The sequence below is a fragment of the Sneathiella chinensis genome, from assembly GCF_012720115.1.
Classification (GTDB): Bacteria; Pseudomonadota; Alphaproteobacteria; order Sneathiellales; family Sneathiellaceae; genus Sneathiella; species Sneathiella chinensis.
This window is the reverse complement of sequence record NZ_VNWN01000007.1, coordinates 18,580-33,575: the sequence shown is the minus strand read 5'-3', so window position 1 is coordinate 33,575 and position 14,996 is coordinate 18,580. Positions and strand designations below refer to the sequence as shown.

The 14,996-nt window shown below is 56.3% G+C and carries 15 protein-coding genes; 10 read left to right on the top strand and 5 right to left on the bottom strand.

Annotated features, from left to right (window positions below):
• Positions 1–325 precede the first annotated feature (325 nt).
• The 8 genes from FQB27_RS12575 (at position 326) to FQB27_RS12540 (ending at position 6,888) form a co-directional block, all read left to right on the top strand.
• A complete protein-coding gene (locus tag FQB27_RS12575) occupies positions 326–892 on the top strand; it encodes a DJ-1/PfpI family protein (protein WP_277346072.1) in 567 nt (188 codons plus the stop codon).
• Between the two features lie 153 nt (positions 893–1,045).
• Entirely contained in the window at positions 1,046–1,447 is a 402-nt protein-coding gene (gene flgB, locus FQB27_RS12570; RefSeq protein WP_169561413.1) for a flagellar basal body rod protein FlgB, read from the top strand.
• Positions 1,448–1,462: 15 nt separating this feature from the next.
• Positions 1,463–1,870, top strand: a complete 408-nt coding sequence (flgC, locus tag FQB27_RS12565; protein ID WP_169561412.1) for a flagellar basal body rod protein FlgC — start codon at positions 1,463–1,465, stop codon at positions 1,868–1,870.
• 28 nt (positions 1,871–1,898) lie between these two features.
• Positions 1,899–2,228 (top strand): flagellar hook-basal body complex protein FliE, encoded by a 330-nt coding sequence (gene fliE / locus FQB27_RS12560; protein WP_169561411.1) that lies wholly within the window; start codon positions 1,899–1,901, stop codon positions 2,226–2,228.
• A 37-nt stretch (positions 2,229–2,265) separates the two neighbouring features.
• Positions 2,266–2,529: a flagellar biosynthesis protein FliQ gene (gene fliQ, locus FQB27_RS12555; RefSeq protein WP_169561410.1), complete on the top strand. Its 264-nt coding sequence runs from the start codon at positions 2,266–2,268 to the stop codon at positions 2,527–2,529.
• Between the two features lie 12 nt (positions 2,530–2,541).
• Positions 2,542–3,303, top strand: coding sequence for a flagellar biosynthetic protein FliR (fliR, locus tag FQB27_RS12550; RefSeq protein WP_169561409.1), 762 nt, complete (start codon positions 2,542–2,544; stop codon positions 3,301–3,303).
• 3 nt (positions 3,304–3,306) lie between these two features.
• Positions 3,307–4,380: a flagellar biosynthesis protein FlhB gene (flhB, locus tag FQB27_RS12545; protein ID WP_169561408.1), complete on the top strand. Its 1,074-nt coding sequence runs from the start codon at positions 3,307–3,309 to the stop codon at positions 4,378–4,380.
• A 3-nt stretch (positions 4,381–4,383) separates the two neighbouring features.
• Positions 4,384–6,888, top strand: a complete 2,505-nt coding sequence (locus FQB27_RS12540) for a hybrid sensor histidine kinase/response regulator (protein WP_169561407.1) — start codon at positions 4,384–4,386, stop codon at positions 6,886–6,888.
• Here FQB27_RS12540 and FQB27_RS12535 read toward each other — a convergent pair.
• A complete protein-coding gene (locus tag FQB27_RS12535; RefSeq protein ID WP_169561406.1) occupies positions 6,854–7,549 on the bottom strand; it encodes a cupin domain-containing protein in 696 nt (231 codons plus the stop codon). The two genes, FQB27_RS12540 and FQB27_RS12535, sit on opposite strands and share 35 nt — an antisense overlap.
• Before the next feature lie 199 nt (positions 7,550–7,748).
• Here FQB27_RS12535 and def point away from each other — a divergent pair, with 199 nt between their 5' ends.
• Positions 7,749–8,249 carry a peptide deformylase gene (gene def, locus FQB27_RS12530; RefSeq protein WP_169561405.1) on the top strand — a complete coding sequence of 167 codons (501 nt, stop codon included), beginning with the start codon at positions 7,749–7,751 and terminating at the stop codon, positions 8,247–8,249.
• Positions 8,250–8,489: 240 nt separating this feature from the next.
• Here the strand turns inward: def and FQB27_RS12525 are convergent, their stop codons facing one another.
• Complete coding sequence (locus FQB27_RS12525) at positions 8,490–8,759, bottom strand: hypothetical protein (protein ID WP_169561404.1); 270 nt, start codon at positions 8,757–8,759, stop codon at positions 8,490–8,492.
• Between the two features lie 28 nt (positions 8,760–8,787).
• On the opposite strand from FQB27_RS12525, the gene FQB27_RS12520 reads away from it, so the two are divergent.
• Positions 8,788–11,613, top strand: a complete 2,826-nt coding sequence (locus tag FQB27_RS12520; RefSeq protein ID WP_169561403.1) for an autotransporter family protein — start codon at positions 8,788–8,790, stop codon at positions 11,611–11,613.
• Positions 11,614–11,705: 92 nt separating this feature from the next.
• Here the strand turns inward: FQB27_RS12520 and argE are convergent, their stop codons facing one another.
• The 3 genes from argE to FQB27_RS12505 all read right to left on the bottom strand — a co-directional run bounded on the left by argE (position 11,706) and on the right by FQB27_RS12505 (position 14,945).
• On the bottom strand, positions 11,706–12,878 hold the full coding sequence (argE, locus tag FQB27_RS12515) for an acetylornithine deacetylase (RefSeq protein WP_169561402.1): 1,173 nt from the start codon (positions 12,876–12,878) through the stop codon (positions 11,706–11,708).
• Positions 12,879–13,111: 233 nt separating this feature from the next.
• Positions 13,112–14,392 (bottom strand): TRAP transporter large permease, encoded by a 1,281-nt coding sequence (locus FQB27_RS12510; protein ID WP_206374637.1) that lies wholly within the window; start codon positions 14,390–14,392, stop codon positions 13,112–13,114.
• Between the two features lie 28 nt (positions 14,393–14,420).
• On the bottom strand, positions 14,421–14,945 hold the full coding sequence (locus tag FQB27_RS12505; protein ID WP_169561401.1) for a TRAP transporter small permease: 525 nt from the start codon (positions 14,943–14,945) through the stop codon (positions 14,421–14,423).
• Positions 14,946–14,996: the final 51 nt, after the last annotated feature.

Below are 14,996 nucleotides of genomic sequence, written 5' to 3'. Positions count from 1 at the left end.
AGGAAAATCCCCTGAAAAAGCCCTGTTTTCAAGGCTTTCTGACAATTTGGTCAAATCGGCAAACTTCTCTCTTGCAAGTAATGAAGGGAAAGATTATGTTCCGGCTCGCTGGCTGGGATACCACATTCCCTTTTTTGCCGGCGCTATAGCTATTTACGCATGCGAAGCGATTGCTTCACTCTTGCTCTATGCATTCACATTTGAACACAACGCTGGTTTGAGCTGAGACGCTTGGACGGCTTGCGTTTGTAAAGTCCCGATCGAGCGGGCCAAGCAAGCCGTTGCCAAAGTGCGCAACAGGCACCTAGGAAAGGGTTGATATAATATGCAACAGGAAAACACTCTTGTCGGTAAAAAAGTAGCAATTTTGATCGCGAACGGTTTCGAACAGTCCCACATGACCTCCCTTCACAAGTGTCTCGTGGATTCCGGAGCGGAAGTTAAGATTGTTTCTCCCGAAAAGGGTGTCGTGAACAGCTGGCACAACGGAACCTGGGGACATTTCTTCCCGTCCAATGCCTTCCTGCCCACATCCATGTCCTTCCATTTCGATGCCGTGATCGTGCCCGGTGGTGAACGTCATGTGAACCGTCTTTGCTCTGATCCGCAGACCGCCCGCTTCATGCGCGGTTTCATGGAAGACAACAAGCCTGTTGCCCTGTTCGAGGAAGCCGTGAAGGTGATCGCCGTTGACGACCTGCTGGACACCCGCACGGTTGCCGCCGCCGAAGCCGTGGCCGAAAACGTGACCGCCAGCAACGGCATCGTCAAGGACGAGCCGGTGATTGTGGACGACATGCTGGTAACCGCCACCGGGGAAATCGACCCGCTGGTAGAACGCTTCATGGACAATATCCGCGAATACGAACCGGAAGCGTGGGAAGCCGCCTGATTTCCCGCCTTGTCGGCACACTGGAAAGCCTCCGTTTTTGCGGGGGCTTTTTTGTCTCTGCCGTCCTTGGGCATATCAGGGTTTAAACAGTTGTTAACCTTTCCGTTCTAGGGTAGGGATGGATTGGTTTCAGAAGCGTTAGGTAAGTCTTCGATGAGTTTGCAGGATATCCCACTATTTTCCGCACTGACCGAACGGATGAAATGGCTCACCGCGCGGCAAAAGGTGCTGTCGCAGAATATTGCGAACTCGGATACGCCAAATTACATGGCGAAAGACCTGAAACCCCAGAAATTCAAGGATATGGTGGCCCGCCCGGAAGAGGTGAAGGTGCAAATGGTGAAAACCAGCAGTGCCCATATCCAGACGGCGGAAAAGTCTGACTTCACCACCAAAAAGATCCGGGACCCGTATGAAACGACCCCGACCGGCAACGGGGTGGTTCTGGAAGAACAGATGATGAATTTGGCCGAAACGCAAATCCAGTACCAGATGACCACCTCGCTTTATAAAAAGCATGTGGCCATGCTGAAAACGGCACTTGGACGCCGGTAACGAGGGGGACGCCTTATGGATCTGATTAAATCAATGCTGATTTCTTCCTCGGGGATGAAGTCCCAGGGGGAACGGATGCGGGTGATCTCGGAAAACCTGGCCAACAAGGACAGTGTGGGCCGGACACCGGGCGAGGACCCTTATCGCCGCAAGGTCGTATCCTTCAAGAACGTGCTGGACAAGGAAAGCAACACCCGGTTGGTGGAAGTGGACCGGGTGCGAAAAGACATGTCCGACTTTGGCATGAAGTTCGACCCCAACCATCCGGCGGCCAACGCGGAAGGCTATGTGAAAACACCTAACGTGAATTCCCTGATCGAGGTCATGGACATGAAGGAAACCCAGCGGTCCTATCAGGCCAACCTTGGCGCCATTGACGCGTCCAAGAAAATGATCATGCAAACCCTGGATATCCTGCGCTAGGCCGCGGATTTTGAAGACGGAGTAACCGATGGCTGAAACCAACCTGCTTGCCGCTTCACAGGCCTATACCCGGGCGCTTTCCAATGCACTTGAAACAAAGGGCAATGGCGCTACCGTCGGGACGGATGAAGTTCCCGCCGGCCCCAGTTTTGCGGAACTGGTTCAGGATGCCGGTAAAGAAGCCATCGGCGAGGGACTGCAATCCGAGAAGGTCAGCCTGCAGTCCCTGACCGGGGACAGTGGTCTGGCGGATATTGTGACGGCGGTCAGCAGTGCCGAAGTGACCCTTGAAACGGTGGTGTCTGTCCGGGACCGTGTAATTCAGGCTTATCAAGACATCATAAAAATGCCAATCTAGGGGTGAATCAACACACCGGATTGACAAGGGGCAGAACATGACACCCACAGATGTAGTGGACGTAGCGCGAGAGGCGATTTGGGTATTGCTGATTGTCGCGTCCCCTGTGATGCTTGTGGCGCTTGGTGTCGGTCTTGTTATCTCCCTTATTCAGGCCCTGACGCAGGTTCAGGAAATGACACTGGCCTTCGTGCCGAAAATCCTGGCGATCTTTCTGGCCCTGATCCTGTTCTTCCCGTTCATGATCACCACCATGATGGACCTGATGGACCAGATCGCGCAGCGTATCGCGGCTCTCTAGGGGCCAGACCGGATGCTGGAGGAATATCTCACCACCAACGTTTTCGCATTTTTCCTGGTCTTTACCCGGCTGGGAACGGCGTTCATGGTGGTTCCGGGCTTTGGGGAGGGGTTCGTGTCATCCCGGGTGCGCATGGGCATCGCCCTTTCGGTCAGTTTTCTGGTGATGCAGTTTGTCGCCGACCGTCTGCCGCCGGAGCCAACAACCATCGGTGCATTGTTTCTGCTTCTTGGCGGGGAAATCGTGATCGGGCTGATTATGGGCGGGGCGCTTCGTCTGGCGGTCAGTTCCCTGCATGTGGGCGGGACGATCATCGCCCAGCAATCCGGCCTTGCCGCAGCGCAGTTCTTTGATCCGGCCCAGATGACGCAAGGGGCGGTCACCAGCAGCTTCCTGACCATCATGGGCATGACCATGATTTTCGTGACCGACCTGCACCACCTGTTCCTGCAGGGCACCTATGCCAGTTATACCCTGTTTCCGGTTGGCCAGTTGCCGCCGTTCGGCGACATTGCCTTTCTGGTCAGTGATTTCGTGGCGGGCAGTTTCCTGTTGGGGTTCCAGATTTCGGCGCCCTTTCTGGTTTATGGCCTGACCTTCTATATCGGGGTTGGCCTGATCAACCGGTTGATGCCGCAGGTTCAGGTTTTCTTCGTGGCCATGCCGCTGCAACTGGCGGCGGCCTTCGCGGTTCTTGGGCTGACCGTGGGCGGCAGCATCATGTGGTTCCTCGCGTATTACGAGGAAGTCCTGATCCGGTTTCTGGGAGCATAGGGCATGGCGGACGATCAGGATGATGCCCAAAAAACCGAGGAGCCAACCTCGAAGAAGCTGGAAGATGCCCACAAGAAAGGGCAGGTTCCAAAATCCCAGGAGGTTGGCCACTGGTTCATGACCATGGGGATTACGCTGGTGATCCTGATCTTTATGGCCGGGCTTGGAAAGGGCCTGACCTTTGATCTGGTGAAATTCATTGAACAGCCCCATGCCATCAATGTGGACGCCCTGCATCTTCGGAATGTGTTCGGCGATCTGGGATGGGCCGTGATTGCGGTGCTGGCGCCGGTTCTGGGCATTCTGATGCTGGCCGGTCTGGTGGGCACGGTGATCCAGCATCGGCCCGTCCTGTCACTGGAGCGGATCAAGCCGTCGTGGAACAAGGTGTCCCTGCTGGGCGGGTTGAAACGCCTGTTTTCCATGAAATCCTTGAGTGAATTCGTCAAGGGGATCCTGAAACTGGTGCTGGTGGGAACGGTCGCGTTCCTGTTTGTACTGCCGGAAATGGACCAGCTTCCCCTGTTGATGACCTATGACATCCTGTCGTTGTTCAGCCTGCTTCAGACCCAGTTGCTGAGCCTGCTGGCCGGTGTGGTGGCGGTGATGAGCGTGATTGCCGGGTTCGACTATATGTACCAGCGGTATAATCACCACAAGGAACTGCGCATGACCAAGCAGGAAATCAAGGATGAGCACAAGCAGTCGGAAGGTGATCCCATGATCAAGTCCCGCCTGCGCTCCATCCGCATGCAGCGGTCTCGCCAGCGGATGATGCAGGCGGTCCCATCGGCCGATGTGGTGGTCACCAACCCGACCCACTTTGCGGTGGCGCTGCGATACAAGCAGGATACGGATGGTGCGCCGGTTGTGCTGGCCAAGGGAACTGATAACATTGCCCTGAAAATTCGGGAAATCGCCAACGAGAACAATATCCCCATTGTCGAAAACCCGCCGCTTGCCCGGGCGCTTCACAAGTCCTGTGAACTGGACGAGGAAATCCCGTACGAGCATTATCGGGCCGTGGCGGAAATCATTGGCTATGTGATGAAACTGAACAAGAACAAGAGGCGCTGATCCATGGCGGTGAATTACAAACCGGGAAGTACAAAAAACCGGCGTTTTTTCGTGGGCGTGGATGCCCGCCAGTTGGCGGCGGCCTATTTTCTTGTGGCGACCCTGATCTGTATTGCCGCGATTTTGGGGCAGGATATGAGCCTTATCAACCTGCTGATCCTGAGCGGCATGGTACTGGCGGCCATGGGGATCGGGCTTTGGTACCTGATTTTCTATGGATTGCGGCGGGCGGCCTCCGGGGATCTTGACCTGATCGCGGAATTTGTGTCCTCCAGCCCGGAAGGGCGGCTTGTCACCTCGCGGGAAGGGGAGTTTATCCTCGCCAACAATGCCTATTTCAAGGTGATGCGCATGCCCGAAGGCAGCCGTCAGACCCTGATGGACGGGATGGGGGATGATTTCGTTGCCCGCGAACAGCTTAAATCCATCCAGAACGGCGCCACCAAGGGCAGCGGTCACAGTGCCCGGGTCGAACTGCGGATGGAGGATGGCCGCTGGCTGGCCATTCTGGCCCACCCCATCAAGGCGGTCCCGGATTGCATCATCTGGTATGTTACGGAAACCACCACCCAGCATAAAATCGAGGAAGTCGAGCGCAGCGAGCGGGAAAAGCTGACCGAATATTTCAACAACGCGCCGGTTGGCTTCTATTCACTGGATGCCAAGGGCCGCATTCTGTTCGTGAACCGAATTCTGGCGGAATGGTTGGGATATCATCAGCGCGACCTGTCGGAAGCCAACATCTTTTTCACCGACCTGCTGGTCAAGGGGGACGAGCGGCAGCTGAGCCTGATGGACAAGATGACCGAGATGGGGCACCGCTTCGAGGGCGAGGTGGAACTGAAACGCCGCGACGGCACGATCATCCCGGTTCACATCACCCAGACCATTGCCCGCAATGAAAAGGGCGAGATTATTGGCTCGCGCAGTGTGGTGCGGGAATTGTTGCAGGAACAGGAATGGCGCGAGCGGGTGGAGAATGCGGAACTGCATTTCCGCCGCTTCTTCGAGGCCGCGCCCATCGGGATTGTCCTGCTGGATGATCAGGGCATCATCGTTGAGGGGAACCCCGCCTTTCGGGTCATGACCCAGACGGTCATTGATCAGGCGGTCGGGTGTCATGTCTCTGAACTGGTGATGGACGGGGATCGGGAGCGGCTGAATGAAACGCTGGCGTTATCCTCGGCCAATGACATGTCGCCCACATCGGTGGAACTGAAATTCCTGGATGGGGAGCGGGTGGCCAACTTTTACGTCAGTGCGGTTGCCGGGTCAGAAGGCCGGGCCGACAGCCTGCTTGTCCATATCATCGACACATCGGCCCAGCGGCAATTGGAAATCCAGTTCGCACAAAGCCAGAAAATGCAGGCTGTGGGTCAGCTTGCGGGCGGTATCGCCCATGACTTCAACAACCTTTTGACGGCCATGATCGGGTTTTGCGACCTGTTGCTGCTGCGCCATCAGGTTGGCGATCAGTCCTATTCCGATATCAGCCAGATCAAGCAGAACGCCAACCGGGCGGCGGGTCTTGTGCGGCAGTTGCTGGCCTTCTCGCGCCAGCAGACCCTGCGCCCCAAGGTTACCGACCTGACCGAGGTGCTGGCCGAATTGTCAAACCTGTTGCGCCGCCTGATCGGGGAGGCGATCGGACTGGAAATCAAGCACGCCCGCGACTTGTGGCTGGTCAAGGTAGACCAGAGCCAGTTCGAGCAGGTGATTATCAATCTGGCGGTGAATGCCCGCGACGCCATGTCCGGCGAAGGGCAGCTCAGTTTCCGGACGGAAAATTATGTGGTGCGGCAACGGGGTGTTGATGCGGACAAGCTGGTCCCGCCGGGCGAATATATCCTGATCCGGGTCAGTGATACGGGCACCGGTATCCCTGAAGATGTTCTGGCCAAGATTTTTGATCCGTTCTTCACCACCAAGAAAGTGGGTGAGGGAACGGGGCTGGGCCTGAGTACGGTATACGGGATCATCAAGCAGACCGGCGGTTTCATCTTCGCAGAGAATAATCCGGACCGGGGGATTACCTTCAAGATTTACCTGCCCCGATATGCCGAAGTGGCGCCCGCCGAAGAGGATGGCAAGGGCGAGGCCGCGATTGCACACCGGGATTTGTCCGGTGTGGGGACGATCCTTCTGGTCGAGGATGAAGACCCGGTTCGCATGTTCGCCGCCCGTGCCCTGCAAAACAAGGGATATGAGGTTCTGCAGGCCGATTGCGGCGAGTCAGCCTTGGAAATCGTCAAGGATTATACGGGCAAGATTGACCTGTTGGTCACCGACGTGGTCATGCCCAGCATGGACGGGCCGACCCTTGTTCGCCATATCACCAAGACCATGCCGGACCTGAAGGTGATTTTCATTTCCGGCTATGCCGAGGATGCGTTCCGCAAGGACCTTGATTTCGATGTGGAGAAAATCGAGTTCCTGCCCAAGCCTTTCTCGCTGAAGGAAATCGCGGAAAAGGTCAAGGAAGTCCTGATGCAGGAACCGGTTGGCTGATCGGGGCAAGGTGCCCGGTCTTGACATAGATCAGGGCTCCATCTGCACCGGTATGCGGCGTGTGGCGACTGGTGTGGGGATTTCTGATCCAGCTTCCGGCGGGATAGCTGCCGCTTTCATCGTGAAAGGTGCCTTCAAGAACAAGGATTTCCTCTCCTCCGTCATGGGTATGGGGCAGAAAAACAGTGTTTGGTGCCCAGCGCACGAGGGCCACCTGTTCTGACCTGAAGTCATGCAACGGCATCACCGACAAGCCGTCCACAAGACCGGCAAGCCAGGGCGTCTTGTTGGTATCCATGACGACGCGGTGGGTGTCCCGTTTGTCAAACTGGTGCAGTTTTACGAAAATGGTGGCCCCTTCCGGCCCGACACGGGGGGTATGCCGGGTCCCGATCGGGTTCCGCACATAAGTCCCCTTGCCATAGTCGCCATGTTCGTCGGAAAAGACGCCCTCAAGGACCAGAAATTCCTCGCCGCCGTCGTGGGTGTGGGGGGAAAAGGCGCTGTTGGGGGCGTAGCGAACAATCGAGGTGGCGCGGGCGACCTCGCCGCCGATCCGGTCCAGCATCATGCGTTCCACACCGGGCATGGGGGACGCAACCCACGCATAGTCATTCGGGAAAACGGTTTCCTGCTTGCTGAAATCGGCGCGAATTTTCATGGGACACCTTTTTCTTGACCTGCTGACATGTTGCCCTGATTTTACGGGGCAGGGGGCCATGATAGCATATCCGGGCCGCGCGTCGTCAGCAGAGTGTCAGAAAAGGACGCCGCCGCCCTGCGGTCGGCTGATCCGGGAAAGAGAGAAAGAAAAAGACCATGAAGCAGGAAAAGAACCACTGGGATGGAAAGGGGTGCTGATGTCGAGCCTGTCCCTGGTCATCGGGCCGCATCCCGTGTTTCGCCAGAAAGCCATCCCCGTTGCAGAGGTGGATGACACGGTACGCCGCGAGGTCGCCGACATGTTTGATGTTCTTTACCGTCATCAGGGGGTTGGCATCGGCGCCAATATGGTGGGCCTTCTGAAACGGATCATTGTCATTGACCTGCAGGAAGGCGGACAGAAAAAACCGCTTGCCATGATCAACCCTGATATCCTTGAAACTTCGGAAAGTACACAGGAGTTCGAGGAAGCCTCGCTTAGTTTTCCGGGGATCGCGGCAAAAATCCGCCGACCCGCCAGCATCACCGTTCGGTATCTTGACCTTGAAGGGCAGGGGCAGGAAATCACCGCCGAGGGATGGCTTGCCACCGTTATCCAGCATGAAATGGACTATCTGGACGGGGTCCTGTTCTTTGACCACCTGTCCCGCCTGAAACGCGACGGCCTGCTGCGGAAATACCGGAAAATGCAGGGCTGATCGTTGTTATCTGTGACCTGATCCGTCCAGTACTCTTTAATTCCTATTCTTTATTCTCGCCTTCTTTTCTATTGATCTTCTACCCCGGATTTACCGATTACCTTTCAGGGCGTGAGGAGGGGGCGCGTTTGCTCTGTTGAGTGTATAGCAAAAAGCTATGACTCTCGGAATTATTGTTTGTTTAACTGTGGTCCGTGCTTTGGCATTGTGGGATGCAAGCAGTATTCATATGGATCAAGGTTATTCAATCATCAGGTGAGGGCACGGTTCAGTACAACCGCCCGGATTGATGGGGGAGGCCTTGGGAAGAGAATTGGTAGAGTAAAGCAATATGGCCCAGACAGAGACTTCATCCTCGGTTAAATCCGGTATACGCATCCATGCAAAATCATCTGCCAGTTGTTTGGCGATCCTTGCGGGGCTGGCCACAGCGGGAATGGGTGTCAGTGATGCAAAGGCGGCAGCAAATTCCTGTCCGCCCGCGGACATTGTGGTGACCACTCCATCCATAGGAGCCTTCAATCTGAATACAGAAAGTTTGCTCGTTACATCCACAGGGACCTTTGACTATGGGGTGATAGCCCTTGGCGGGTTGACGATTGATGGATGTGTCGTCAATGAAGGCGCTATCGGACTTGGAACGACAGCCCCTGAAAGTGGCATTCGTTTCGATAGTGGAACTACTGTCACCGGAGGGGTAGAGAACCACGGGCTTCTCAGGGGTGACCTGTTTGGTCTGAATTTTCAGATGGGCAACGTTCAGGGATCGGTTCTGAATTCTGGAAATATCTTTATTGAAAATGTAACCGGATTTGGAATGGTCCTGAATGGGCAAACCGTGGGCGAGGATATTGAGAATAGCGGCAACATCGACAACGGGATAAATCTGTTGAATTCAACCGTGGGCGGGGATTTGGTGAATACCGGTCTGCTGCAAAAGGGTCGCTGGGGCCTTCGGATGAGCCAGACATCGATTGCGGGAGCAGTCCGGAATGACGGGGATATCAAACACATGGGTGGCAGTGCCTTGCGAGGTATTTCCATTGAGAATAACAGTAGTGTCGATGCGCTGATCAATACCGGGACAATTGAGTATAGTATCTATATCGATGCTGCCACGATCAGAAGCGCCATTACAAATAGCGGCCTGATCACGGATGGAAACAGCAACAACGGTTATGGTGTGCGGATTTCCAATGGTGCCTCGGTGAGAGACATCTTCAATGACGCAAGCGGGGAAATTAACGGGGCGCTTTTTGGTCTGGTGATTGCACACGCCGCCGTTGACAACAATATAACCAACAGGGGCGATATTGTTGGGGAAGATGCCGCTATGGGCACCGGCCTTCAACTGGATGATGCAACGGTGGGCGGTTCCCTTGTTAACGAGGCGAAGGGGGAAGTGAATGCCGCAGTCAGGGCGGTTTCGCTTGTCGATTCGTCCAGCATTAGCGGATCCCTCGATAACCGGGGCAGTATTGCGGGCTATGATACCGGGATCTATCTTTCATCGGATTCAACGATTGCACAGGGTATTAACAACTGGGGCATCATCGCGGGTGGTAAATATGCCCTGTTGTTGGAAAATGCTGTCAATGTCACGATCCAGGGGACAGAGGCGGAACTGGTTGGCGATGTGGACGCCGGTCAGGCAACAATGACCCTTGTGGCAGGGTCCGATTTGATGACACGAAATGCGTTCAGGCTTCAGGACCTGACCGTGGAGGATGGGGCTGCTTTGACGCTTGCCGATATGGTCAGCAGCAGTGGAATGGTGCCAGATGGCCTCACCGTTTCGGGGGGCTTTTCCAATGCGGGTCTTGTCGTCATTCCTGTTGGGGCGACTGCGGTTGTTGACGGGGGTTTTACTCAGTCCGGCGTTCTTAGGATTGGCGTGAAAAGCGCCTCTGACTACGGACAACTACAGGTGTCCGGTATCGCTGATATGGGCAGTCACATGAAAATTGACGTGGATGTCAGCCCGGCCAATACCCTGAATATCGGCGATGGCCTGACGGATGTGGTCACTGCGGGCACCCTTGTGGGGGCTGACAGCTTTACGGTGACGGACAATTCCTATCTGTTTGACTTTGAGGCCGTAAAGGATGGGAATGCCATTGATCTTTCGGTCCTGAAAGGGACCGGTCCGGTCGATCCTACTGATCCGGTTGATCCTGCCGATCCGACGAACCCGACGGACCCGACGGACCCTTCCGCCGGGGGCGGTACCGTGGATGATGCTGTTCGTGGCGAGAAGAACAGACCGGCCAGAGGCGTCGCCCGAGTGATGGACCGGCTGATCGACCGGTTTGTATCTGATGGGACGACGGGCAACGGCAAGATGGATCAAGTGATTGGCAAGCTCGGAGCTCTTGGCACTCGTAAGGATGTATCGGAGGCAGCCAGCCAGTTGTTGCCATCTCATAATGGCGGATCCTCACAGGCGACCGGCGGGGCCATGCAGGGGACAAGGCGGGCGATCCACAACCGTTTGCAAGACGGGACAGGGCGCGCCAGCGGGGATGTGATGCTGGATGACAAGCGCTTTTGGGTTAAGCCGTTCGGAAGTTGGGCGGATCAGTCCGATCGTCAGGGTGTGTCCGGCTATTCTGCCCAAAGTTATGGGCTTGTCTTTGGGGCGGATGCGGAAATTCAGGATGGCGCGCGCCTGGGCGTGGCTTTTTCCTACAACACCAGCCTTGTGAAGGGCAATTCAGGGGCGGCCCCGCAAAAGGCTCATGTTGACAGCTATCAGGCGGTGTTTTACGGCGCCCATGCCTTGAATGAAGCGACTGAGGTCACTTTTCAGGCGGATGCGGGCCTGCATGCCAATGACAATTCTCGCCAGATCGCCTTTCTGGGTCAGACCGCCACGGCCGATTACAACAGTTGGAGTGGTCATGTGGGCGGCGGCGTTACGCATCGGTTGGACCTTGCGGATGGTACTACCTTCACACCGGGTATCCGGGCGGATTACAACCATATCTATGATCCGGCCTATCGGGAAAATGGGGCCGGGGCCGTCAATCTGAATGTGGACAGCAATCATACCCGGCAGTTTCTGCTCTCCGCCGAGGGGACGTTGGAGCATGATCTGACCGACCGCGTGTCGGTGTCGGCCAATGTGGGGGTGTCCTTTGATGTGGTCAACGAGCGGACCAGTATTACCTCTGCTTTTGCTGGAGAGCCGGGAGCGGCCTTTACTACCGAAGGGATGCAAACAGGGCCTTGGATCGGTACCGGGGGCTTTGGCGTTGCGGCGAAACTGACTGACAGCATGACCCTGAACGTCAACTATGATCTTGAGGTGCGGGAAGGTTTTACCAACCAGAGCGCCTCGGCGAAGGTTCGCTGGGCGTTCTAAAAGGTCATCAGAACATGCCGGCGGGGCAAGGCATCAGGGGTTACGGTCTTTCGGATCGTAACCCTTTTTCGTTGCCGCAGCCTGTTTGTCCGTTATGGCTGTGTTGACAGTTCGCGGGCGAGGGTGGTCAGCATCCGGTCACAGCCTTCCAGTTGCGACAGGGCGATGAATTCATCCGGTTGGTGGGCCTGTGCGATGTCGCCCGGCCCGCACACCACGCTGGAAAAACCGGCGGTTTGGAAACGGCCGGCCTCGGTACCGTAATTGACAGCGCCGTCATTGTTCGATCCGGTCAGGCGTCTTGCCAGAACGGCGGCGGGGGACTGGAAATTCCCTTCAAACGCCGGATAGCTGAGCGTTTCCGTACAGGTGGCGCCCGCCGCCGGGTTCCGATCCTTCATGGGGCGGTTGGCCACGTCCTCCACAAGGGCGGGAAGCGCCTCGGTGAAGAAGGTCGGGCTTCCCCCCGGCGGGTAGCGGCACTCTACCTCGAAGGCGCAATGCTCGGCGACAATATTGACCGCCTTGCCGCCCTCGATGGTGCCGATATTGATTGTGGGGTGAGGATATTCAAAACGATCGTCCCCGATGGTCATGGATTTGGCCTTGTTTTCAAGGTCATTGATCCCGGCAAGGACGGCCGCCGCATAAGAAATGGCATTGACCCCGCCGGGCGCCAGTGAGGAATGCATGGGGGTGCCGTGAAATTCACACCGGAAACCGTGTTTTCCTGTATGGGCCGTCACCGGTTTCAGGGACGATGGCTCCCCGATGATGCAGGCCTCGACCGGAGTGCCGGTTTCCTGCAGGAAGTCGATCAGGTGGCGGACGCCAACGCAGCCCACTTCCTCGTCATAGGACAGGGCGATATGCACCGGACAGGAAAGGTCGGTGTTTCTGAACAGGGGCGCCGCCGCCAGAACCGAGGCAATGAACCCCTTCATGTCACAGGTGCCGCGGCCAAAGGCCTTGCCATCCTCGATATGAAGTTTGAACGGGTCACGGGTCCAGTTCTGGCCGTCGATCGGCACAACATCCGTATGGCCGGACAGAAGGATTCCCGGTTTGCTGCTATCCCCGATGGTGGCCAACAGGTTCGCCTTGTTCTTTTCCTCGTTATAGAGGACCTTGCAGGGGATATCGAAAGACGCCAGATAGTCGCAGACATAATCGATCAGGTCCAGATTGGACCGATAACTGGTCGTATCGAAGCTGATCAGCTTTTCCAGAATATGCAGGGTTGAGCCCGTCTCTGTTTTTTTCATTTTCCAACAATGTCCTCAGTAATAACAGCGACCCATTAAAAGGGGCCGCCTGATCCTGTGCCAGCCTTGTGGTTCGGATTGCGTTTGATGCCGTGGAACCTACCCCGATATGGGGTTTGCATCCACGGAAATCGTGTGTTGCTTGCCGGGGAAAGCCCGATCACCAGAGGGCAGCCCGGGGTTCCCGCCTGAAAGGAAAGGTGGCACCCTTTCAGGCGGGTGGTGTATTCCGGTCAGGACCCGTAGACCAGGTTCGGAAGCCACAGGGACAGTTCCGGAATATAGGTGACCAGCATCAGGAAGATGCCCATCAGGATGATAAAGGGCAGGGTGCCCTGTATAACCTCGCGGATGGGGGCCTTGGTGATGGACGTCAGGACGAACAGGTTCAGTCCCACCGGCGGGGTTAGCAGGCCCAGTTCCAGATTGACCGTAACAACCACCGCGAAGTGAACCGGATCAATCCCCAGCGGCTCCAACAGCGGAAGTACCAGCGGCACCACAACCAACAGCACGGCAAAGTTCTCAAGGAACATCCCAAGAAAGATCATCAACAAGTTGATAAGCAAAAGGAATTGCCATCCTGAGATATTGTAGTCCGTCACCATTTGGGTCAATGAGCGGGTAAAGCCTGACCCGGTGATCCAGTGCCCGAAGGCCAGTGCCATCATGATGATGAAGACGATGGTTCCGGCCCGCTTGATGGACTCGCCAATTGTCGGGATGATCTCGCTGTAGGAGCAGCCCTTGTAGAAAAACACACTGACAAGGATGGCAACCAGCGCGGACAGGGCTGCCGCCTCGGTGACGGTGACAAGCCCGCCATAGATGCCGCCAAGAACAATCACCGGAAGGGACAGGGCAGGGACAGCCTTCAGGTTGGTGGACCAGAATTCTTCCCGGCTCATGGGCTCGCCCACCTCATAGCCCTTGCGGGAGGTGTAGTAGATGCTCCAACCGATGAACAGGGCCGCCTGGATCAGTCCCGGAATGACACCGGCCAGAAACAGCCGGGGGACGGATTGTTCGGCGATGATGGCATACACGATAAAGGCCATGCTGGGCGGGATCAGGATGCCCAATGTTCCTGAGGAGCCAACGATCCCCGTTGCAAATTTCAGTTCGTATTTTCGCTGGATCATGGCCGGGATCAGGATCGTTCCCATGGCCATGGCGGTGGCCACCGACGAGCCGCAGATGGCGGCAAAGACGGCGGTTGCAACCACGCAGACAACGGCCATTCCGCCCCGGTAATGCCCGACCCAGGCATAGGCGCAATTGACCAGTGCCTTGGCGATGCCGCCCTTTTGCATGAAGGTTGCGGCCATCACAAAGAACGGAATGGCCAGAAAGGTGATGGAGTTGAGATGATCGACGACCAGTTGCGGCAGGCCGACCAGCGGGGTTCCTTCCTCCCAGAACAGCAGGATGCTGAGGAAGCCAAGGGCAAGGAATATGGGCATTCCTGTCGCCAGCAACCCGAACAGGCCTGTAAAAACAGTTGGAAAAAGCATGGTGAATATCTCCCGATCCCGAAGGCCGCTAGTCGGCGTTCTCCAGGTCCACTTCTGTTGTTGTCATTGTTTCCCGGTCGAAGGCCCAGATATATCGGCAGAGGCGTGCCACATAATGCAGCATCATGATGCCAAACCCGAGCGGAACGAAGGCGTAGTAGAGATACATCGGGAACTGAAGGGAGCTGTCGCTTCTCTCGTCCAGACGATAGGCAAACTCCACGATACCGATGCCCTTGCCCGCCATAACGGCACAGACGAAAATGCCAACAGCACAGAACATCATTTCCAGAATGCGTTGTTGTGATGGACCGGCCATCCGCAGGAAGATGTCGGCGTTCACATGCCGGTTTTCAGAAACCAGCCGTCCCCCCGACAGAAAAACCGATGCCGTGATCAGGTAAACCACCACCTCGGCGGTCCAGTCGGGCAGGCTGCTGGCAAAATAGTAGCGCATAAACATTTCAACGACCGCCAGCACAAGGGAGGCACTTGCCAGAACGGCGATCAGCCCATGTTCTATGGCTTTGAGTGTTCTTGCTATTTTTTCCATTACTTGTCCCCCGGTTTGAAAGGGGAAACGGGACGGGTTTTCGTCCGCTGC

What these genes read in the sequence shown, in the direction of transcription:
- argE (WP_169561402.1), bottom strand. Translation starts at nt 12,878, where the DNA reads ATGAAAAAAACAGAGACGGGCTCAACCCTGCATATTCTGGAAAAGCTG.
- flhB (WP_169561408.1), top strand. Translation starts at nt 3,307, where the DNA reads ATGGCGGACGATCAGGATGATGCCCAAAAAACCGAGGAGCCAACCTCG.
- flgC (WP_169561412.1), top strand. Translation starts at nt 1,463, where the DNA reads ATGGATCTGATTAAATCAATGCTGATTTCTTCCTCGGGGATGAAGTCC.
- FQB27_RS12535 (WP_169561406.1), bottom strand. Translation starts at nt 7,549, where the DNA reads ATGAAAATTCGCGCCGATTTCAGCAAGCAGGAAACCGTTTTCCCGAAT.
- flgB (WP_169561413.1), top strand. Translation starts at nt 1,046, where the DNA reads ATGAGTTTGCAGGATATCCCACTATTTTCCGCACTGACCGAACGGATG.
- FQB27_RS12540 (WP_169561407.1), top strand. Translation starts at nt 4,384, where the DNA reads ATGGCGGTGAATTACAAACCGGGAAGTACAAAAAACCGGCGTTTTTTC.
- FQB27_RS12505 (WP_169561401.1), bottom strand. Translation starts at nt 14,945, where the DNA reads ATGGAAAAAATAGCAAGAACACTCAAAGCCATAGAACATGGGCTGATC.
- FQB27_RS12575 (WP_277346072.1), top strand. Translation starts at nt 326, where the DNA reads ATGCAACAGGAAAACACTCTTGTCGGTAAAAAAGTAGCAATTTTGATC.
- def (WP_169561405.1), top strand. Translation starts at nt 7,749, where the DNA reads ATGTCGAGCCTGTCCCTGGTCATCGGGCCGCATCCCGTGTTTCGCCAG.
- FQB27_RS12510 (WP_206374637.1), bottom strand. Translation starts at nt 14,392, where the DNA reads ATGCTTTTTCCAACTGTTTTTACAGGCCTGTTCGGGTTGCTGGCGACA.
- fliR (WP_169561409.1), top strand. Translation starts at nt 2,542, where the DNA reads ATGCTGGAGGAATATCTCACCACCAACGTTTTCGCATTTTTCCTGGTC.
- FQB27_RS12525 (WP_169561404.1), bottom strand. Translation starts at nt 8,759, where the DNA reads ATGGATGGAGTGGTCACCACAATGTCCGCGGGCGGACAGGAATTTGCT.
- fliQ (WP_169561410.1), top strand. Translation starts at nt 2,266, where the DNA reads ATGACACCCACAGATGTAGTGGACGTAGCGCGAGAGGCGATTTGGGTA.
- fliE (WP_169561411.1), top strand. Translation starts at nt 1,899, where the DNA reads ATGGCTGAAACCAACCTGCTTGCCGCTTCACAGGCCTATACCCGGGCG.